The sequence below is a fragment of the Microcoleus sp. M2_D5 genome (assembly GCF_036701935.1).
Taxonomy (GTDB): domain Bacteria; phylum Cyanobacteriota; class Cyanobacteriia; order Cyanobacteriales; family Microcoleaceae; genus Microcoleus.
In genome coordinates this window covers 1-19,737 of sequence record NZ_JAUBRP010000099.1, presented here as the reverse complement: position 1 = coordinate 19,737, position 19,737 = coordinate 1, and the positions used below count along the sequence as shown (strand labels likewise).

Below are 19,737 nucleotides of genomic sequence, written 5' to 3'. Positions count from 1 at the left end.
ACTAATGGGATAAATGTCAAGCCCGATTTGATCATTATTTCTGGGTTGGCCGCTGATGGAGGCAATTTAATTAAGCAATTGCGGGAGTTGGGTTACACAGGCGTTATCATTGGGGGCAACGGTCTGAATACTTCTAATATATTTCCTGTTTGCAAGGCTCTTTGCGATGGGGTTTTGATTGCCCAAGCCTACAGCCCGGAATATGAAAATGAAGTTAATAAGGCTTTTCGCGATGCTTATCGCGCTCAATTTAAGAAGGAACCGCCTCAATTTAGCGCTCAAGCTTTTACTGGCGTACAAGTTTTTGTTGAGTCATTAAAGGAACTGAGTGCTAAGTCGAAGCTTAGCGAAAAGCCTTTGGCAGAATTGCGTACAAATTTGAATCAGCAGTTGTTGGGTAGAAAGTACGATACTCCTTTGGGGGAAATTTCTTTTACGCCTGAAGGTGAGATTAATCAGAAACAGTTTTATGTTGCACGGATTAAGATGGAGGCGGATGGCAATAATGGTAAGTTTGAGTTTTTGAAATGAAGGCACGACACGGATTTTGACACGGATACACGGATGAGTTATTGAGTGTGAGTCTGAGGTTAACCCCGCTGCACCCTTGGGGGGAAGTCAGAAATCAGAGTAAAAATTGTATGCTGTTTGTTTTTGAATGATTTAATGTTGATGCCGAATCTCTAACTGGTGATGGACTTAACTCTGTTTTTGCAACAATTTTTGAATGGTTTGTCGATCGGCAGCGTGTATGCTATTTTTGCCCTGGGATACACGCTGGTCTTTTCTATTCTGGGAATTATTAATTTTGCTCACGGTGCAGTATTTACGTTGGGTGCTTATTTTACCTATGCGCTGATGGGAGGTGCTTTCGGTTTTAATGGGTTGTGGGCTAACGCTCGAATTCCCGTGGATTTGCCTTTTGCTGTAGCGTTAATTTTGGGAAGTGTCATGGCTGGTTTGGTAGGAGTAATTGTCGAACGAATTGCTTTTTTGCCTTTGCGCCGCCGACACTCAGATTCTCTGCTGACGGTGGTTTCTAGTTTGGGTGTGGCAGTTGCGATCGCCAATATCATTCAATATCTTGTCGGTGCGGAAATTTACACTTTTCCTGCTAACACTTACGGCTATTTACCTGCTGCCATTAACTTTGGGACTGCGGATAAACCTATTCCGATTCGGACTGTTCAAATAGTAATTTTTTCGGTATCAGTTGCGATTGTGGCTGTCTTAACTTACTTAATAAATTTTACTAAATTTGGCAAAGCAATGCAGGCTGTGGCTGAAGATGCGACAACTTCTAGTTTATTGGGGATTGATACTGATAGGTACATTGTGTTGACGTTTTTTGTGAGCAGTTTTCTGGCTGGTTTGGCGGGGAGTTTGGTGGGTTCTAGTGTGAGTATTGCTGGGCCGTATTTTGGGATTGCTTTTGGTTTGAAGGGTTTGGCGGTGATTGTGCTGGGTGGGTTGGGGAGTATTCCTGGGGCTGTTTTGGGTGGGTTTATAATTGGTTTGGTGGAGGCTTTTGTGCCAGGAGATTTTTCGGCTTATAAGGATGCTGTTGCTTTTGCCATATTGTTTATTATGCTATTGGTTAGACCGCAGGGTTTGTTTGGTCGGCGTTTGATTCAAAAGGTGTAAAATAGATAATTAGGTGATTAAAATTGGGGCGATGGTTCGACGCTTCGCACGCACCAACGGCCACGGGGGATTGCCCCCTAAAGAAACTAATTATATCGGAATGATTTAACCGCAGAGGACGCAGAGAACGCAGAGAAAGAGAAGAGAGAAGTGAATAATTCGGATGCGACTGGATTTGATATCAAGCAGGTATTTAAGTATGTTTATTATTTAAGATAAAGTTATGGCTGCATTTTTTACTACTTATGGGTTTTTGATTGTCTCAATGTTGATAGGTGCAATGTTGGGAATGTCGCTATATTTGCCCCTAATGACTGGACAGTTATCTCTGGCTAGCCCTGGTTTTTATGCTTTGGGTGGGTATATTGCGGCGATTTTGTCTACGACGGTGTTTAAGCCGACAGGGGGTTTGTTTCCTCTGCCATTGCTGTTGGTGGAGATGATAATTGCAGGGGTTGTTTCGGGGTTGCTGGGGATTTTGGTGGGAATTCCGGCGCTGCGGTTGAGTGGGATTTATTTGGCGATCGCAACTATTGCTTTTGTGGAAATTTTGCGGGTTTTATCGCTGAATTTAGATATTACTGGGGGGGCTGTGGGTATTTTTGGGATTCCGCAACCGTTTGGGACGCCGATCGAGTATTTGTGGATTGTACTACCTTTACTCTTGGTAAGTATGGCGATTGTCTATCGGCTGGAACGGATTCGGGTGGGGCGGGCTTTTGCGGCGATTCGGGCTGATGAGTTGGCGGCTGATGCGATCGGCATTAACCCAACTTTTTATAAGGTTTTGGCTTTCACGTTAGGTGCTGTTTTAGCTGGGGTTGTGGGTGCGGTTAGCGCTCATTTCCTCAATACTTGGAACGCCCGTCAAGGGACTTTTGATGCTAGTATTATTTACTTGACTTCCGTGTTGATTGGTGGTAGCAGAACGTTTCTGGGAGCAGTTTTGGGTGGGATGGTGTTTACTGCTTTACCGGAGGTTTTGAGGGGGATGGCGACTATTCAGGGATTGCCGGTGTGGTTGGCGCAATTTCTGCGGGATGGGCGGTTAATTATTTTTGGGTTGCTGATTGTGTTGGGGACGATTTTTTTTCCGCAAGGGTTGGTGACGCCGGAGTTGTTGAAGAGGTTTAAAAAGGGCGATCGGACTTCTTGACGCTACATTTTCCGTATCATATATCGTCGCTCAAAGCTGAAAAGGGGCAAAAAGACGGATGTTTATAAAATTTGGATGTAAGGAGGAAAAAAAACGGATAAAGATGGCAAAAGTCAGCTATACTAATTTTACTTAACTTACGGATCGAGAGCAACAAAAAAAACTTTTGAAATCATCCAAAAAATTAATTATGCTATAGCCTTTCTCAGGTAGATGAGGTACAAAATAACTAACTTAAACACACTGGAAAATATCAAATAAAATAGATAGATGACATCTAGTTCAATCGGTGAGTGTGCGCTCCTATAAGTGCTACAAACTAGACCGATGAAAGCGTGAGTATGGCGCAAAGCAATTCATGCCAGCGATCTAGGCGGTGCGGGCGAGCAGGTGTATGCTATAAAAAATTACGAAAAACATCCGATATCTATCAAAAATGAAATTTTATTCTGTATCTACTTGACAAAAGCCATAAATATCAACTTAAGTATCCCATAAACTGGCAAGAGAATTATTGCTAGTGCAAAGTACATCACTGGTAACACCAGACTCATCGTTATAAGCAAAGTAGGCACAAAATTACTCCATTTACCATTGCTAGGTGGCCATTTAAGGTGGAGAAAAAAGTGTGGATCGTACAAAATATAATATAACGAAACACATAACGCAACTATAGGGAGAATATTGTACGACCAAATTTCCTCAAACCTCTCTTCCAATCTATCTCTACCAATTTGTTCTATAGTACGGCTCGCCCGCATCTTGGCTACATCAGCCCTAACCTTTTCTGCCGTAGATTTCCAACCAGACGATCTAGCTTCGTAGCGGCATCTTTCACTACAAAAGTCTAGTTTTTCCTGGTGCATCATTCCATCTCCATAAGGGTTATAACTACGTCGGCACCATTTACACTGACAATTACTCATACGTTTTCCTCAACTGACTAACAACCGAACTATTAAGTAGTCGGACATAAATAAACAGTGTTGTGCAAAGAAAGACGAAGTTGAAGACTGAATTGGCGATTGCCTATGATTAAAAGCAAACGCTAAAAAACAGATTCTCGTAAATTCAAGGAAAAATTAAGCTATAATTCTAAAGTTCTCAGTGCTTTCTTCTTACCTGTTAAATTTTTACTTCTACAAAACTGTTTATTTAAGTAAGACTACTTACCTGGTTTTTCGCTTTTTCCTATCATAAACCGATCGCTCAAAACTGCAAAGCGAAAAAAGACGGAAAAAGACGGGTCTTTCTAAAATCGCTATGCAAGGCGGATAAAGACGGATAAAGACGGATAAAGTCGGGTATACTAACTATAGTTCTCCGACCCCCCTACTGATGGACACTGCCCATATCTTGCAATTTGTAGATAAAGTGCTCAGCGCGAAGACAGGCAAACATCTCAATGACTTGCAGCGTAAAATTATCGAGGGAATACTGAAGCGACAAAAGTATTCTGATATTGCAGATACTTATGGTTGTACGGCGGGTCATGCTAAGGATGTAGGTTACGAGCTTTTGCAAATGTTATCTGATGCTTTTGATGAACCAGTTGATAAAGGGAATCTGGAATCTGTTCTAGAACGGCAATTAAATCTGAATATAAATTTTGGCGATGGCAACACTACTAATTTTTGGGATAGCAACACAATTAATTATATCAATAGTTGCTCAGAACTACCCACTTCTACCCCAGATAAAAATCAGCCTCCGACTCCCGACTTCCAGGACAGCACGAATCAAGTTAAAATTGAAATGATTGGTAAATTACGACAGTTGGGATTGAAGGATGAGCAAATTGCAGAGGTGGTAGGGTTAGCCTTGGAGGTAGTGAAGCAGATAGATTGATAAATAGCTTTTAGTTTTTAAAACACACATCCTCAGTCTGGAGGTATAAATTTTATGTTCGCAGTCGTCACCCCAGAAAAAATTCAGTTGCCACCAGGAACAGTTGTGAGGTTGCCTGGTAGTTGGCAGGATTACCAAGCACTTGTAGAACAATTGGGCGATCGTCAGATTCCGCGCATCAAATATCGACCAGGAGAGATTTTGTTAATGTCCCCTTTACCACTACACGGAAAACAAGCAAATATCATTGCTGATGTTGTCAAAGTTTTGCTAGATTTCTTGGCGCGAGATTATGAAGCGTTTACACCAATTACGATGGATTTGCCGGAAGAAAGAGGAATTGAACCAGATTATTGTTTTTATATCGATAATTGTGGGGCAATTATTGGTAAAGATCGGATTGCTTGGGGTGTTGAACCGCCACCAGATATAGTAATTGAAATAGACGTAACTACCTACACCGATGTAGATGATTATTTCCCTTATCAAGTGCCGGAAGTGTGGCTGTTTAAGAAAAATAAGCTCAGAATTAACGACTTGCAAAACGATCGATATGTCGAAAGTTCAGTTAGCCGTTATTTTCCCAATTTTAATGTATCAGAAATTGTAGAGGAATGCTGGCAAATGTCGCGCGATCGCCCTACAAGTACAGTCATTCGGGATTTGCGGCAAAAAATTGAAATGGAAAACGGTTGAATCATATCGTGTTCGGTGAATTGACCATAATCCCTGTAGGGGCAGGTTCACCAACAATAATCGCCTAAAACCGAAAATTATCATAAACCGGCCCCCGCCCACCGACCACAAACAATTTCGATCGTGGTTAATCAAACAAACATGGTATTCTGCCAAATCTTAATACTTTTATCGCTGCTGCAGCTAGCCATAAACTCTCCTTCCGGGCTAAAATTAACAGAATAGACCGAGTTATTATGACCCGCAATATTACAAATTTCTTGACCGTCTTTCACTCGCCAAATCTTGATAGTTTGATTGCTGCTGCTAGCCAGAATCTCGCCATCGGGACTAAAAGCAATCGAATCAACATACCAAGAATGTCCTGTGATCGTTAAAACTTCTTGCCAATCTTTGACCCACCAAATCTTAATAGTATTGTCGTGGCTGCCGCTAGCCAAAAACTCTCCATTGGGACTGAAAGCTATGCAGCGAACGGAGTCTGTATGACCTGTAATTGTGCGAATTAGCTTCCCATCTTTAACTCGCCAAATCTTGATTGTTCTGTCCCAACTGCAACTAGCAAGAGTTTCGCCATCCGGGCTAAAAGCAACAAAATAAACTAAATTGGTGTGACCCGCAAGGGTGCGAATTTCTTGCCCGTCTTTGACTCGCCAAATCTTGATTGTTTTGTCCCAACTACTGCTAGCAATAATTTCGCCATCGGGACTGAAAGCTGCGCTGTAAACTGAGTTAATGTGACCGATCAGGGTGCGGATTTCTTGTCCATCTTTCATCCGCCAAACTTTCACAGTTTTGTCGTGGCTGCTGCTGGCTAGCATTAGTCCGTCAGGGCTGAAAGCTACTGTATAAACTGAGTTAGCGTGTCCTGTGAGGGTGACAATTTCTTGCCCGTCTTCAACACGCCACAGCTTGATTGTTTTGTCATCGCTGCCGCTGGCTACAACTTCTCCGTTGGGGCTAAAAGCCACAGAGTAAATTAAGTTTTTATGACCTGTGAGGGTGTGAATACATTGCCAGTTATAGGTTTGGTGTTGGGACTGGGCAGGTGTTGGGGCGGGTTTGACTGGCTTGGTAATTGTTTGGGGAATTGCTAGATCGATCGCAATTTGGGGATTAATTTCTTTTAATACTTCAACAGCCGTTTGATATCGTCGGTTGGTAGCATTTTCAATCATTTTGTCTAAAATTTTTCCGAGTTGTTCACTCACCGGGTTGTTGGCCAAATACTGCCGCCATATCCAGGAATCTTCACCCGGATCGAACAGGTCAAATGGGGAAACTTGAGTTAGTAAATACAAACAAGTTACGCCTAAACTGTACAAATCGCTGGTAAAAAATGCTTTGCCTCTAGCTTGTTCGGGGGCGATGTATTCGGGGCTGCCGATGCTAGTTCCTGTTTTGAGTAAGGCTGTAACTGTGGCAATTTTTGCGGCGCCAAAGTCTACTAATACTAATTGTTTATCGGCGCGACGGATGATGTTTCCGGGTTTGATGTCTCGGTGAATAACGTTGTGGGAATGGATGAAGTGAAGGACGGGTAATAAGCTATTGAGTAAGTCTTGAATTTGATTTTCGGTAAATCTGCCTTCTGTTTCTACAATTTGTGCTAAATTTTGCCCGTCGATAAATTCTTGGACTACATATTGTCGGCTGTCTTGGATGGAATAGGCTAATAGTTCTGGAATTTGAGGGTGTTTGCCCAATTCGTCTAATCGCATTGCTTCTTGTTCAAAAAGTTCGGCTGCTTTTTTGCTGTTGCGATTGCTTGCTGATGGGATGAGTGGGGTTTCTGCTGGTAAAAATTGTTTGATGACGCAGCGAGGTTTTGAGGGTTTGTCTTCGTCAACGGCTAGGAATGTTCTACCAAAACCGCCTTGTCCGATCGCCTTTATAGCCCGGTAGCGATCGCGCAGCAGCAGTTTTGAACGGCAATGTTTGCATAATTTGACTGCGGGGGGATTTTGCGGCTTGGAACAGTTAGGATTTAGGCAGTAACTCATTCGATTTTAGATTTTAGATTTTAGATTTTAGATTTGGGGGTTTGGGATTTTAGATTTGCGAAGCTAGATCAAATAAAACTTGCGGATAAATACCAAAGAAACCGGGTTTTTACCGAATCTGCGGGCTGTAACGAAGTACAATGCAAAAAACCCGGTTTCTGATTATCCCTGCGTCCGGGACTGTAAAAGTAGGTTTGAGCGTTCGGACTTTAGTCCTTTATCAACTCTCAACTGTCAACTGTCAACTGTTTTAAAAGTTCCACATAACGGGGTTATCGTCTAAACGATCGGTGACTGTTCGCCCGATCGCGTCAATTTCTTTTAAGTCCTCTTCACTCAATTTTACCTCAGCAGCTTTAGCATTTTCGGCTGCTTGTTCCCCGTCGCGCGCGCCGACAATTGCATTTGTTTGTGGCTGGGAAATCAACCAGGCTAAAGCTAAGTTGCCCAAGCTTATCTGGTGGCGATCGGCAATTGGCCTGAGTTGATTTAATGCTGTTTGCACCCGGTCGTAATTTTCTTTGATGAACAGCTTATTTTTAGCGCGGTGGTCGCCTTCTTCAAACTTGTGTTCTGGCCCGAATTTACCTGTCAATATTCCTTGAGCTAGAGATGAATAGGCAATGATGGAGATATGATTGTCCACACAATAGGACATCGCATCTTTTTCTACCCAGCGCCAAAACAGAGAATAGGGCGGTTGCAGGCTGTCGATGCGTCCGTATTGGGCGGCTTCTTCTATTTGGGCGCGGGAGAAGTTGGAAACGCCGATCGCCCGAATTTTTCCCTGTTCTTTTAACTTGTTCAGGGCGTCCATTGTGTCTGCAATTGGCACTAACTCGGAATTCCAAGTGCCGGCGGGCCAGTGGATTTGGTAAAGGTCGATATAATCGGTGTTGAGGTTTTTTAGCGATCGATCGCACGCTTCGATTAACAAATCTGGTTTCAGGTGGTTGGCGAAAACTTTGCTAGCATAAACTACTTGCGATCGCACATCTGAAAGTGCTTGACCGATAATTTGTTCCGAATGCCCTTCTCCGTAAACCTCAGCCGTATCAAAGGTGGTAATACCTGCCTCAAAAGCCGCGCGCATTGCTTTGACAGTTTCAGCATCCTCAATTCCCACCCACATCCGCTTCCCAGCTTGCCAAGTCCCCATAATTATCGGGGTAATCTGAATTTGTGATGTCCCCAATTGTCGCTTTTGCATACCCTAAGTCCTCATTTATATTTTTAGTATTCACCCTCAAGCTCTCTAATCTTAACAGAAAAAACTTGGGTAGTCTCCACATTAATGCTATCGTTTTATTTTGCAAGAAATAGCGATATACAAAGTTAAAAATTAAAAAGAGGAGAATCTCGCTTTTCCAGCTAAGGATCGCGAATTAAATAACTTACAATTTTAATTGTTATTGTGGGATGGGCGTCCCGCTCGTCCTTTTTGGACGAGCGGGACGCCCATCCCACTTTCAAGAGTGGAAGTTATTTAATTCTCATTCCTAAGCTAGAAATTAGAGTTAGCAGTCATGAGCCAGTAGGAAACAAGTCAGAATGAAGAAGGAAGAAACCATAATAAGTGTTTTTACAAATATGAGCTGCTCCTCTTATGGTGGTCTAAAACTACCTTGTAAAGCAATAATTTAATCATCTCAAATCACTTCTGCATCTTGTGTTGCTTGAGAACTTTAGCGGGACTGATAAATGAAATGCCCTGAGAAGATGAGGTACTAATCATGACAGCTTCAATGACAGGATCGTAAACTGTTTTTTCTGCAACCCACTCCACAATAAAGTTTGCACCTGAGCCTCCACTTGTATCATCTGCTGCAATAAAAAAGTCTGTGGAAGCAAGCGGCTTGAGTTCTACAGGACTCTTAATGTCCTGCCTAATCAATTTCCCATCGCTATCGTAGTAACGCACCGAAGTAATAATAATCGAATTTGTCAGATCCGTATTGCGGATACTGAGCGTGGCTGACAAATTCATGACATGATCCTGGCTATTGTAGTGATAAATATGTGAGTAAATAGGGACATATACGGTTTGTCCCATCACAACTTTTGTTTTATCTAACGGGACTGCTTTCAGTGAAATTTCACGTTTTATATCAGGTTGTTGTCTTGGTGAGGTAGTTTGGTTCCAACAAGAACTCAGGACGATCGCCCCTAGCGCCCAACCAACCCAGAAATCATGTTTCAGCTTCATCGGCATTCATCCAAATACACCACATATCTTGCAGTTACGTCTAAAACAGAAAGCAGAGTGCACATTCTCTCTCGTTTGAGGCGACTTAGCGATAAGGTTTGAGCGGCAGTTCAACCTGAAAAGTTGAGCCTTTGCCCACTTCACTCGTCACCTGTATTTGTCCGCTGTGTGCCTTGACAATTTGTTCGACGATCGCCAACCCCAGCCCAAAGCCTCCACTCTCCTGCGAGCGATCGGTGTCTACTCGATAGAAGCGATCGAAAATATAGGGTAAGTCCACTTCTGGAATACCCATTCCCGTATCGATTATCTGAATGACTGCCAAATGGGAATGAAGAACTAGGCGTATCTGTATAGTTCCGCCAACGGGAGTATATTTACAGGCATTGTAAAGCAAGTTTTCGACTACTTGCCGCAGCAGATCGGGATCGGCCAATAATTCAATCGGTTGTGCCGGTGATTCGCAGGTTAGTTTGATATTTTGGGCTTCTGCAAGTGCGAGAAACTGAGTTGCTAAATTGCTCAGCAACTCGTTGAGATTGATTAACCTGAGCGATTCCGGCGGTAGTCGCCCTTGATGCCGAGCTAACAGCAGCAAATTATTCACCAGCAGTCCCATTGATTTCGCACTGTCTACAATGTTTTCCAAGGGGGGGTGGTAGGGCGAGTCATCAGTCGCAATCATTAACCCAAGCTGGGCATTGGTGAGAATTGCAGACAGGGGCGATCGCAACTCGTGAGAGGCATCGGCTGTAAAGCGCTGAAGCTGCTGATAGGCTTGCCGAATCGGTTGCATGGCCAGCCCGCTGAGAAACCAACCGGTGAGGGCAATTAAGCCCAGTGTCAGCGGGACAGCGAGAGTGAGCACAATCTGAAGCTCAGTGAGCCTGTTTTGAGTTTCTGTCAGGGGAGTTGCAACCTGAAGATAACCGAGTACCCCAGTTCTACCTTCAACGGGTAATGTCATCTGACGCAGCCAGATTCCTTTTCCCAAAAGTGGATCGGTCGATCGAACTGTGAGATAACCAAAGGGCGTATTTAACTGCTCGGGAGGAGAATTCCCAAAAAAACGAACTAGCCGCCCTTGTGCGTTATACCAGCGCACGTAAATCAGATCTTCAGCAAGGGGATGCGAACCACTGCCTAACAAGGAAACATGATTCAGATCGACCTGGTTCTGGTTTTGGCGAACTTCATAATGCACGCTGGCAGCCATGACTCGAGTTTTGTCATACAGCAGTCGATCGAGCGCCTCTAGTTTATCTTTCACCTCAATCTGATAAATCGCCCCAGCAAACAGCACAAGAATGCTTCCCATTGAGAGGGTGAACCAACGAGCCAGATTGCGACGACTTTCATTGAACACGGCTTGCCTTTACGATCGTTACTTTTCAGGGGAAGTGAGGCGATAACCCATACCGTAAACGCTCTCAATCCAGTCGGCCGATCCTACAGCCTGCAAGCGTTGGCGGAGTTTGCGAATTAGAACCGCGATCGCATTGCTCTCTGGTTCAGTCCCCCATTCCCACACACCTTGTTGAATCTGATTCCGAGTCAAAACCTGTCGGGGATGACGCATAAAATACTCCAACAACTGAAACTCGCGACTGGAGAGGGAAACGGTTGCACCTTGTCGCTCAACAGTAAGAGTATCGAGGTGGAGGTGCAGATCCTCAAGGCTGAGCGTATCTCCTTGCCAAAGGGGCGATCGCCGTCTTAATGCCCGGACTCGTGCCATGAATTCAACCAAGTCGATCGGTTTCACCAGGTAATCATCTGCACCTGCGTCTAACCCGGTCACTTTTTCAGGCGTGGTGTCTCTGGCGGTGATCATCAAAATCGGCGCTGTTTTCCCTGCCGATCGATATTGACGACAGAGATTTACCCCGCTGATATGTGGCAACATCCAGTCCAAAATCAACAAATCATATTCTTTTTCTGATAACAGCCACTGTGCCGTCTCTCCATCTTTTACCCCATCCACGCTATGTCCTGCTTGAGACAGCACTGTTTGAAGTGGCATCAGTTGCTTTGGGTCGTCCTCCACAAGTAAGATTCTCATATTTTTCTTTAATTGGGCTTATAAACGCGGTGTTCTAATGGAACTGAAACATTTGACGCATCGCCCTTGAGTATGATTTCAGCAGAGCGGTAACTCCACTAAAGTGCAAATATAGCAATCCTAAATTATTTGTGAATTTCTTACTCCCTCCCCAAGGCATCGGGGAGGGTTGGGGTGGGGTAAAAAATTTATGTGGCAGGTTACTAAACGTTGGCTAAAAGCATCAGGCGCAGAGTTTTGGTTGCCATTGCCGTTTGTGGCGATCGCGTTTTGGGTTGGCTCGAGTTTCCTAATGGCTCAAGAATTACAACAACCCCAGATGGCAAAGAATAAACTTCAGGCAGATACCCAGCTTAAAGCAACGGTGTCTGTCAATATATTGCTGATCAACGCGGTGATTAACCGAAAACAAGGAACCACCCAGGTTGCGGTAGAAACAGCAGAACCCATTTTGAAGCGATTGGAATTAGAATTGCCAATGACTGACGCAACCCAGATAGAGGCAGCGATCGCGCAAGAGCTCCAGTTATCACGTCAAAATGTTCGCCAGTTAGTCCGTTACGAAATCGTTGAATGAGGCTATCGTGTCAATATTGCGATCGCATCCAGTAGACCTCTTGCAAAAATCCTTTTCATCAATTGATGGGACGGGCTCTCCGGCCCATCCCACAAGAGTTATTTTTTTTTGTGGGACGGGCTCTCCGGCCCGTCCTATTTTTGCAAGAGGTCTAGTCAAATAAGGTTGTTAAATCCAGAGGTTTCCTGACTGCGATCGCGCAATTTTTTAAGTGGCAAGAAGCGCCAAATGCTCTTGCCACTTCACTGTTAGGAACTACTGAAGGACGATTTGGTTATTGAGCGAAATATTCGGTGCAGTTTGCCGAGCAATTTGTTCGGCCAATGCTTTTTGTTCTGCCGTTTGAACGCGCCCTGTTAACACAATCGAATTATCCCGATCCTCTGCGTCCAAATCGAATTGCTTGAGGGTGGCATCGGAGTCTAAGGCCTCTTCTACGCGATCGGCAATATCGTCAATGTCTTGATTCTGAGGCGTCTGTGCGGTCGTGGTTGCAGGCGCAGAAGTGGTTGGAGCAGTCGTATTTCCCGTGGCAGTTGTGGGAGCAGAAGTAGATGGAACAGTTGTCTGTGAAGTATTGGGGGGGGTGCAAGCACCTAAACCCAAAATTGCAACAGTGCTGACGCTGATGCCCTGCACAAATAGTTTTAATAATTGCATATTCTTTGTTTGTTTTGTTTGTTGTGAAACGCAATTTTGCCGATAAACCTCAGCATGAAGTCTTTGAGCCTTTCAACTTAACAAGTGAATGTACAATAGTTCATCTATCAAAAGGAATGCTTTTTATATCAATTCCGCGCTTCATCGTCAGGCGTAAAGTCGAATCAAGCTGCCAACAAATAATTCGCGCAATTTTCATTTTTTTGACCCCTCCTTCTACAGTCAACAGTCATCAGTCAACAGTCAACAGTCAACAGTCAACAGTCAACAGTCAACTAAGGTTTGCCAGTCCATAAGCTATCTCAATCGGTTCTATTCCTAGGTATAGGAAGCAAATGTGATCGAAATGTGAGTAACAGAAATCAGTCCATCACTTTTTGCTCACATTCATCAATGACGCTAGAAACAAGACGAAACAACAGAGAAGCACTTGGCTTGACAAGAAACGTTATGACTGCAACGAATGTAGAAGAAAAATTAGTAAAACACTCTTGGCATCACCTCTCTGTCGAGAAAGTAGCTCGGCTTTTAGAGACTGACCTGGAAATAGGTCTATCTTCCGACGTGTCAGCCCAACGGCGCGAGATCCTCGGTTCCAATCAATTAACGGCTCAGAAGCAGCAAAGTGCCTGGTTGCGATTTTTTCAGCAACTGAATCAGCCGCTAATCTACATTTTGTTAGCCTCTGGCATAGTCACAGCATTTCTGAAAGAGTGGATTGATTCAGGGGTAATTTTTGGGGTTGCTCTGACGAATGCCACCATTGGTTTCGTTCAAGAGTCAAAGGCAGAGAATGCGATCGCCGCTTTAGCAAAATCTGTTGCAACTGAGGCAACCATTCTCCGCAACGGTCAAAAGCAAGTGGTTTCATCCAGCGAACTGGTTCCTGGCGATCTCGTCTTGCTGTCTTCTGGGGATAAAGTGTCTGCGGATCTACGACTGATCGAAGTCCGTGACTTGCAGGTCGATGAGTCAGCGTTAACGGGAGAATCTGTCCCGGTCCAGAAGCAATCCCAGGCGCTAGAGGCAGACGCTGCACTAGCCGATCGCACGAACATGGCGTATACCGGAAGCCTGGTAACGTTTGGACAGGGACGCGGACTGGTCGTCAGCATCGGTGACACGACCGAGACCGGACACATCTCCCAACTGATGCAGCAAAGTACCACACTGGAAACCCCACTGAGCCGCAAAATTGACAAATTTAGCAAAACCTTGCTCTATGTCATTTTAGGTTTGGCTGCCTTCACCTTTGTCGCAGGCATTGCCCAGAGATTTTCTTGGGTTGAGGTGTTCAAGGCATCTGTGGCGCTTGCCGTCAGCGCAATTCCGGAAGGCTTACCCGCGATTTTAACGGTGACACTGGCGATCGGGGTTTCCCAAATGGCAAAGCAGCACGCCATTATTCGCAAACTTCCGGCAATTGAGACCCTGGGCAGCACCACGGTGATTTGTTCCGACAAAACCGGAACGTTGACTGAGAATCAAATGACAGTTCAAGAGATTGATGCCGGTGGAAAGCGATATCGCGTTAGCGGTGGAGGATATGCACCAGACGGGAAAATTTCTGTAAATGGACACTCGGTTGACCTGGCGAACGCACCTGCTTTATATGAATGCCTGCAAGCAGGACTGTTGTGCAACGATTCGCATCTAGAAGTGCAAGATGGAAACTGGACTGTAGTCGGTAGTCCAACGGAAGGGGCGCTGGTGGCGGTAGCCCAAAAAGCGGGGTTAATTGCTGAGAAACTCGAGGAATCGCTTTCCCGGATCGATACACTGCCGTTTGAATCTCAGTTTCAATACATGGCAACCTTACACGACGATCGCCCACAACGGTTGATTTATCTCAAGGGTTCAATTGAGGCAATTCTCAAGCGGTGTCGCCTGATGCTAGATGAAGAGGGAGAGGCGATCGCCCTCAACAGGGCCCCGATCGAGCAAGCCGTCGAGAGGATGGCAAAAAAAGGGTTGCGAGTTCTAGCACTTGCCAAGAAAGTTGTACCCGCTTCTCAATCTTCTATTGACCATTCTGATATTGAGCAAGGGTTAACTTTTCTGGGTCTGCAAGGCATGATCGACCCGCCTCGCCCCGAAGCAATTCAAGCGATTCAAGCCTGTCGGTCTGCGGGAATTGAGGTCAAAATGATTACGGGCGACCATGCCAAAACAGCAGCAGCGATCGCGCACCAAATGGGACTAAATCAAACCCAAGAAGCTCCCGTTTTTACCGGTCAAGAACTCGCTCAAATGAATCAGCAGCAATTCGCCAATGCTGTTGAACAAAGCTGTGTATTTGCTCGTGTCGCACCAGAGCAAAAGCTCCGCATTGTCGAAGCACTTCAGTCTAAGGGCGAGATTGTGGCGATGACTGGAGATGGAGTTAACGATGCTCCCGCCCTGAAGCAAGCTGACATTGGAATAGCGATGGGTATTACAGGCACCGAAGTTACAAAAGAAGCAGCGGATATGCTGTTGACAAACGACAACTTTGCTTCGATCGAGAAAGCCGTTGAAGAAGGACGCACGGTTTATAAGAATTTGCTGCGGGCGATCGCCTTCATCCTGCCCGTGAATGGTGGCGAGTCCATGACCATCTTGATTGCCGTACTTTTGGCAACCCCGCTACCTATTTTGCCAGTACAAATTCTCTGGCTGAATATGGTCAGTTCAGTTGCGTTGAGTTTACCGTTGGCATTTGAGCCGCCCTCTCCCGATGTCATGCAACATCCACCTCGACCGGCAAATGAACCGCTGCTGTCTCGCAGGCTGACGGCTCGGATTCTGACAGTTTCGGTATTTAACTGGATTGCGATCTTTGGGATGTTTGAATGGATCGTCCAAACCACAGGCAATGAAGCTCTAGCCCGGACGATGGCAATTCAAGCATTGGTGGCGGCCGAAGCTTTTTACCTGTTAAGTATCAGTCGCTTCGTTCCGGCGATCGTCGCCAAACTGCGCGGTAAAGATGAATCAGTTGGCTACGCGGTAGCGATCGGCATTGGAGCTATTTTCATTCTCCAATTCCTGTTTAGCCAATGGGGCATTATGAATCAGTTATTCGACACTGAAGCTTTGAACCCAATCCAAGGCTTAATTTGTATCGGATTCGGACTGCCAATGATTCCTTTGTCAGCTTTGCTAAAGCGTTTTGCACCTCTGAACTAAGTAGTTTTTGTGATGCGGCTATTCACAGCAGCTTTACCAGAAAGAATTGGTTTAAAGCCGCAAGCCTTGTAGGGAGAAATTAAAAGAAGACTATTCATTACTCCAATTCTATTCCTTCCAGGTAGAGGTAGTCCTCCTACGGTCAACAGTCAACTGTCAACTGTCAACTGAAACACTATTTGCCAATTTTGTAGCGTTGAATATTGAATATTTATCATGAATTACCAAAAACTCAAACGTGCTAGCGGCTTATTTACTAATCATCGAAACGTAAAGCAGGCGCTAGTCGAGCTAAAAAGTAGCGACTTCCCCATGCACAAAATTTCAGTGATTGCTAAACCTTCTGACAATAATGATTTGGACTCTCTGGGTGTGCACCAAATTTTAATCACAAGAGCAGCCGGCGCACAAGTAGGCGCGATATACGGCAGCCTAGGACTAGGTTCACTAGCCTTAATTGTTGGACTCAGCAGCCTGCTAATTCCCGGTATTGGTCAGGCCTTAGCGGTGGAAAGCATTTTATCAACTTTCTTTGGAAGTGGGATTGCTGCAACTGTTGGCGGTCTCTATGGCGCACTTCAAGGATGGTTGGTGCCAGAAGAACAAGCAAGAATTTACAATAACAGATTTAACGAGGGAGATTATTTGATCGTCATGGAGGCAAGAGAAAATGAGATCGTGATTGCTGAACCTGTCCTGAAACGTTGGGAGATTCTGACGTGGCGTGTCTGTGATACCTAGGTAAATTCAAGGTAAGAAAGGACGATTACCTTCGAGGAATTTAGTCCCGCGAATCAGAGCGTCCAAAACCAAGTCAAAAATTGGAAGGTCGATGATTTTGGGCGATCGCTCTCCTGTTCCTGACATACGGATCGACAACTTCCATTACCCGCCGGTTCGGCAAGCGCGATCGGGTCGGCAACACTTCAGAAGAGACTGTAAAAAAAAATTAAAACCCAGCACAATTAAGAGCAATTAGCATCCTGTAAGGGTTTGGAAATCATCCATATCTACCAAAAAAATTGCACTTTAAAAGCGATCGAATCGCCCAACCAACCCAGAAATATTGTTTCAGCTTCATCGGCATTCATCCAAATACCCCACATAAATTGCAGTTACGCCTACAACAGAGCGAACCGTTTCCTGTAGACTAAAACCGTAGTTAATCTGTCAATTTCTGTGAGGAAAACAAGTTTATGACAGGAATATCGCTCATCGAGTCGATTGTAGCGCAAGCACCTCCCTTGGGCAGCAATCCTGCTACCAATAGCCAAACTGCAGGAGGCATTCCTGAATTGGTCATCATCTCGATCGTTCTGCTGCTGATTGCAACTGTTGTGGCACTCGTAACCCAACGGTTGCGAATTCCCTATGTGACGGGCTTAGTGTTAGCAGGCTTGCCCATTACGGAAGTCTTTTCGCGTCGAATTGGTTTAGACCCATCTTTAGTATTAAATCTTTTCCTACCAATTCTGATTTTTGAAGCCTCGATCAATACTGATATCAGCCGTCTCCGCAGCACCTTTAAGCCGATCGCCCTGCTGGCGGGTCCAGGCTCGATCTTTTCCTCAGCAATTATCGCTGTTCTGGTTAAATTTGGGCTGGGGCTAGACTGGATTCCGGCGTTGCTGATCGGAGTCATTCTGGCAAACACTGATACAGTCTCGATGATCGCGGTTTTTAAAGAGATCCGCGTGCCTTCTCGATTGTCCACCATTGTTGAGGGAGAAACTCTGTTCAACGATGCGGCTGCTCTAATTTCATTTAATTTGGTTTTGGTAATTTATGCGACAGGCTCTCTCACCGCCGTACAAGGGGTGAAAGAACTGCTCGTGGTTGCTTTAGGTGGGGCAGTGGTCGGGGGTGTTTTAGGTTACTTGAGCGTGCCGATATTTGTTCGCTTAAACGATCCGTTGAGTAGCCTTTTGCTAACAGTCGCTCTCGCATTGGGAACCTTCCAAATCGGACAATTTTTAGGCGTATCGGGCGCGGTGGCGGTGGTCATCACCGGACTTGTTTTTGGCAACATCGGGCTGCCTCGCAGTTCGTCTGCCTCGGATCGGATTACCTTGCTGAGTTTCTGGGAATACGCTGGTTTTGGCGTCAATACGTTTATTTTCCTGCTGATTGGAATTGAAATTAACCCGCTGACGCTGTGGAGAATTTTGCCATCCATCCTGTTCGTCATTCTGGCCTATCAACTCGGACGAATTCTCTCCGTCTATTTGTTCTTAGCGGCGCTGCGTTGGTTCGATCGCCCGATTCCGCTGCGCTGGCAGCACATTTTGGTTTTAGGGAATATTAAAGGCTCTCTATCAATGGCCTTAGCTGTTGCGATTCCCTTGAACCTACCAGGACGGGATAACATCATTGCCCTGGTTTTCGGTGCAGTTTTATTCTCCTTGGTCGGACAGGGATTAAGTTTACCGTGGATGGTAAAACGGCTAAAAATTAGCCGTGTTTCCGATGTAATGCAGGAAGCTGGGCAGTTACAAATTCAGTTGATCGCTTCCAAAGCGGCTCAAGATGAGCTAGATAGTTTGCTGAAATCTGGCGTGTTGTCGAAGGCAGTTTACGAGGAGTTATGGGCATCATATCAAGCACGAGTAGCAAACTCTGAGCGAGTGCTGCGCGATCTCTACAACAAACATCGAGCAGGGCAAGTACAGGGCGATCGCAGCGGGCTAGATACGATTCGACGGCGATTGCTTCTAGCAGAAAAAGGAGCCGTTAGCGATGCCCTCCGCAAGCGAATTGTTCCAGAGGATCTGGTTCATCCTTACATCAAAGATTTGGATGAGAAACTTCTAACGTTGGCAGATGACTAGCGCGAATGCCGAGGTAATCAATCATCTGGTGAACTAGCTCTGGACGGGTGACTACCAAGATGGTAGAACCTGCTTCAAGAACAGTATTGCCGTTCGGAATCTCCAGATTGGCGCAGGCATGGCATTGATAACCAATAATCAGCGAACCTTTTGGAAAACGGGGGTCTTGAGCAATTTGAGCAACGGTGCTACCTGCCACCTTGCAATCGCCTGGAACTGGCAGCTTTAGTACCTCGACTTGCCCGTGTTCAAAGTGCATCATCGACTCGATTTGGGGATATTCAATCGCATTCGCCATTGATGCAACTGCCAAATCAATAGTGCTGATGATGTGACTGGCTCCGGCAAGTCGATAGGCTTCGAGGAATTCGCGATCGCGCATTCGCACCACAATATGGGAAATGCCATAGCTCCTGGATAGGGTGATCAGCGCTAAATTCAGTGCATCGTCCCTGAGTGCTGCAACGACTGCGTTTGCTTGTTTAATTCCTGCTTCCAGAAGAACCGTTGTACTCACCGCACTGCCTTCAAATGCCATTACTCCGATTTTTTCACGAGCAAAGCGACAGGCAAGCGGGTCGGCATCGATGATTGCAACCGTATGACCGACTTTTAATAACTGCTGGGCTAAACCCAGCCCCATCATTCCTGCTCCACCAATTAATACGTACATGACTATTTTTCACCCCAAGAATGAACTTTACAGATTTATCCCTATGAGTGAGATTGTTTTGGGTTTTTATCAGTTTAATCTGCTTGTGGGTTGGCTTTTACCGGGGTTACTTAGGATCGTCAATTAAATAATTTCCCTTTTTTCTTGTGGGATGGGCGTCCCGCCCGTCCAGAAAGGAAGGGCGGGACGCCCATCCCACACAAAAAATGAAAAGTG

Annotated in this window: 16 protein-coding genes; 9 read left to right on the top strand and 7 right to left on the bottom strand. The window is 45.3% G+C overall.

Annotation, left to right across the window (positions count from 1 at the left end; all coding sequences use genetic code 11):
- The 5 genes from QUA50_RS26775 to QUA50_RS26755 all read left to right on the top strand — a co-directional run.
- Positions 1-531, top strand: a 531-nt coding sequence (locus QUA50_RS26775; RefSeq protein ID WP_333268641.1) for an ABC transporter substrate-binding protein, incomplete at its 5' end; no start/stop codon positions are given.
- A 162-nt stretch (positions 532-693) separates the two neighbouring features.
- The gene (locus tag QUA50_RS26770; RefSeq protein WP_333268652.1) at positions 694-1,644 is read left to right on the top strand and encodes a branched-chain amino acid ABC transporter permease; all 951 of its coding nucleotides are present in this window, start codon (positions 694-696) and stop codon (positions 1,642-1,644) included.
- Positions 1,645-1,867: 223 nt separating this feature from the next.
- A complete protein-coding gene (locus QUA50_RS26765) occupies positions 1,868-2,800 on the top strand; it encodes a branched-chain amino acid ABC transporter permease (RefSeq protein ID WP_333268643.1) in 933 nt (310 codons plus the stop codon).
- 1,338 nt (positions 2,801-4,138) lie between these two features.
- Complete coding sequence (locus QUA50_RS26760) at positions 4,139-4,648, top strand: hypothetical protein (RefSeq protein WP_333268645.1); 510 nt, start codon at positions 4,139-4,141, stop codon at positions 4,646-4,648.
- A gap of 54 nt (positions 4,649-4,702) precedes the next feature.
- Complete coding sequence (locus QUA50_RS26755) at positions 4,703-5,344, top strand: Uma2 family endonuclease (RefSeq protein ID WP_333268646.1); 642 nt, start codon at positions 4,703-4,705, stop codon at positions 5,342-5,344.
- A 131-nt stretch (positions 5,345-5,475) separates the two neighbouring features.
- On the opposite strand, the gene QUA50_RS26750 is transcribed toward QUA50_RS26755, so the two are convergent.
- The 5 genes from QUA50_RS26750 to rppA form a co-directional block, all read right to left on the bottom strand.
- Positions 5,476-7,347 (bottom strand): serine/threonine-protein kinase, encoded by a 1,872-nt coding sequence (locus QUA50_RS26750; protein WP_333268648.1) that lies wholly within the window; start codon positions 7,345-7,347, stop codon positions 5,476-5,478.
- A 250-nt stretch (positions 7,348-7,597) separates the two neighbouring features.
- The gene (locus QUA50_RS26745; protein ID WP_333268650.1) at positions 7,598-8,557 is read right to left on the bottom strand and encodes an aldo/keto reductase; all 960 of its coding nucleotides are present in this window, start codon (positions 8,555-8,557) and stop codon (positions 7,598-7,600) included.
- 444 nt (positions 8,558-9,001) lie between these two features.
- Positions 9,002-9,553: a DUF3124 domain-containing protein gene (locus QUA50_RS26740; protein WP_333259033.1), complete on the bottom strand. Its 552-nt coding sequence runs from the start codon at positions 9,551-9,553 to the stop codon at positions 9,002-9,004.
- A gap of 85 nt (positions 9,554-9,638) precedes the next feature.
- Positions 9,639-10,919 carry a HAMP domain-containing sensor histidine kinase gene (locus tag QUA50_RS26735; protein WP_333259035.1) on the bottom strand — a complete coding sequence of 427 codons (1,281 nt, stop codon included), beginning with the start codon at positions 10,917-10,919 and terminating at the stop codon, positions 9,639-9,641.
- A gap of 18 nt (positions 10,920-10,937) precedes the next feature.
- Positions 10,938-11,615, bottom strand: coding sequence for a two-component system response regulator RppA (gene rppA / locus QUA50_RS26730; protein WP_333259037.1), 678 nt, complete (start codon positions 11,613-11,615; stop codon positions 10,938-10,940).
- Positions 11,616-11,805: 190 nt separating this feature from the next.
- Between rppA and QUA50_RS26725 the strand changes: the two genes are divergently transcribed.
- Positions 11,806-12,192: a hypothetical protein gene (locus QUA50_RS26725; RefSeq protein ID WP_333259040.1), complete on the top strand. Its 387-nt coding sequence runs from the start codon at positions 11,806-11,808 to the stop codon at positions 12,190-12,192.
- Between the two features lie 255 nt (positions 12,193-12,447).
- Here QUA50_RS26725 and QUA50_RS26720 read toward each other — a convergent pair whose 3' ends face one another.
- The gene (locus QUA50_RS26720) at positions 12,448-12,852 is read right to left on the bottom strand and encodes a BON domain-containing protein (protein ID WP_333259042.1); all 405 of its coding nucleotides are present in this window, start codon (positions 12,850-12,852) and stop codon (positions 12,448-12,450) included.
- Positions 12,853-13,302: 450 nt separating this feature from the next.
- Between QUA50_RS26720 and QUA50_RS26715 the strand changes: the two genes are divergently transcribed.
- The 3 genes from QUA50_RS26715 to QUA50_RS26705 all read left to right on the top strand — a co-directional run bounded on the left by QUA50_RS26715 (position 13,303) and on the right by QUA50_RS26705 (position 18,848).
- Positions 13,303-16,020 carry a cation-transporting P-type ATPase gene (locus QUA50_RS26715; protein WP_333259044.1) on the top strand — a complete coding sequence of 906 codons (2,718 nt, stop codon included), beginning with the start codon at positions 13,303-13,305 and terminating at the stop codon, positions 16,018-16,020.
- A gap of 216 nt (positions 16,021-16,236) precedes the next feature.
- Positions 16,237-16,761: a hypothetical protein gene (locus QUA50_RS26710; RefSeq protein ID WP_333259046.1), complete on the top strand. Its 525-nt coding sequence runs from the start codon at positions 16,237-16,239 to the stop codon at positions 16,759-16,761.
- A 455-nt stretch (positions 16,762-17,216) separates the two neighbouring features.
- Positions 17,217-18,848 carry a sodium:proton antiporter gene (locus tag QUA50_RS26705; protein ID WP_333259048.1) on the top strand — a complete coding sequence of 544 codons (1,632 nt, stop codon included), beginning with the start codon at positions 17,217-17,219 and terminating at the stop codon, positions 18,846-18,848.
- Here the strand turns inward: QUA50_RS26705 and QUA50_RS26700 are convergent.
- Complete coding sequence (locus QUA50_RS26700; protein ID WP_333259050.1) at positions 18,805-19,521, bottom strand: TrkA family potassium uptake protein; 717 nt, start codon at positions 19,519-19,521, stop codon at positions 18,805-18,807. The two genes, QUA50_RS26705 and QUA50_RS26700, sit on opposite strands and share 44 nt — an antisense overlap.
- Positions 19,522-19,737: the final 216 nt, after the last annotated feature.

What these genes read in the sequence shown, in the direction of transcription:
- QUA50_RS26770 (WP_333268652.1), top strand. Translation starts at nt 694, where the DNA reads ATGGACTTAACTCTGTTTTTGCAACAATTTTTGAATGGTTTGTCGATC.
- QUA50_RS26765 (WP_333268643.1), top strand. Translation starts at nt 1,868, where the DNA reads ATGGCTGCATTTTTTACTACTTATGGGTTTTTGATTGTCTCAATGTTG.
- QUA50_RS26760 (WP_333268645.1), top strand. Translation starts at nt 4,139, where the DNA reads ATGGACACTGCCCATATCTTGCAATTTGTAGATAAAGTGCTCAGCGCG.
- QUA50_RS26755 (WP_333268646.1), top strand. Translation starts at nt 4,703, where the DNA reads ATGTTCGCAGTCGTCACCCCAGAAAAAATTCAGTTGCCACCAGGAACA.
- QUA50_RS26750 (WP_333268648.1), bottom strand. Translation starts at nt 7,347, where the DNA reads ATGAGTTACTGCCTAAATCCTAACTGTTCCAAGCCGCAAAATCCCCCC.
- QUA50_RS26745 (WP_333268650.1), bottom strand. Translation starts at nt 8,557, where the DNA reads ATGCAAAAGCGACAATTGGGGACATCACAAATTCAGATTACCCCGATA.
- QUA50_RS26740 (WP_333259033.1), bottom strand. Translation starts at nt 9,553, where the DNA reads ATGAAGCTGAAACATGATTTCTGGGTTGGTTGGGCGCTAGGGGCGATC.
- rppA (WP_333259037.1), bottom strand. Translation starts at nt 11,615, where the DNA reads ATGAGAATCTTACTTGTGGAGGACGACCCAAAGCAACTGATGCCACTT.
- QUA50_RS26725 (WP_333259040.1), top strand. Translation starts at nt 11,806, where the DNA reads ATGTGGCAGGTTACTAAACGTTGGCTAAAAGCATCAGGCGCAGAGTTT.
- QUA50_RS26720 (WP_333259042.1), bottom strand. Translation starts at nt 12,852, where the DNA reads ATGCAATTATTAAAACTATTTGTGCAGGGCATCAGCGTCAGCACTGTT.
- QUA50_RS26715 (WP_333259044.1), top strand. Translation starts at nt 13,303, where the DNA reads ATGACTGCAACGAATGTAGAAGAAAAATTAGTAAAACACTCTTGGCAT.
- QUA50_RS26710 (WP_333259046.1), top strand. Translation starts at nt 16,237, where the DNA reads ATGAATTACCAAAAACTCAAACGTGCTAGCGGCTTATTTACTAATCAT.
- QUA50_RS26705 (WP_333259048.1), top strand. Translation starts at nt 17,217, where the DNA reads ATGACAGGAATATCGCTCATCGAGTCGATTGTAGCGCAAGCACCTCCC.
- QUA50_RS26700 (WP_333259050.1), bottom strand. Translation starts at nt 19,521, where the DNA reads ATGTACGTATTAATTGGTGGAGCAGGAATGATGGGGCTGGGTTTAGCC.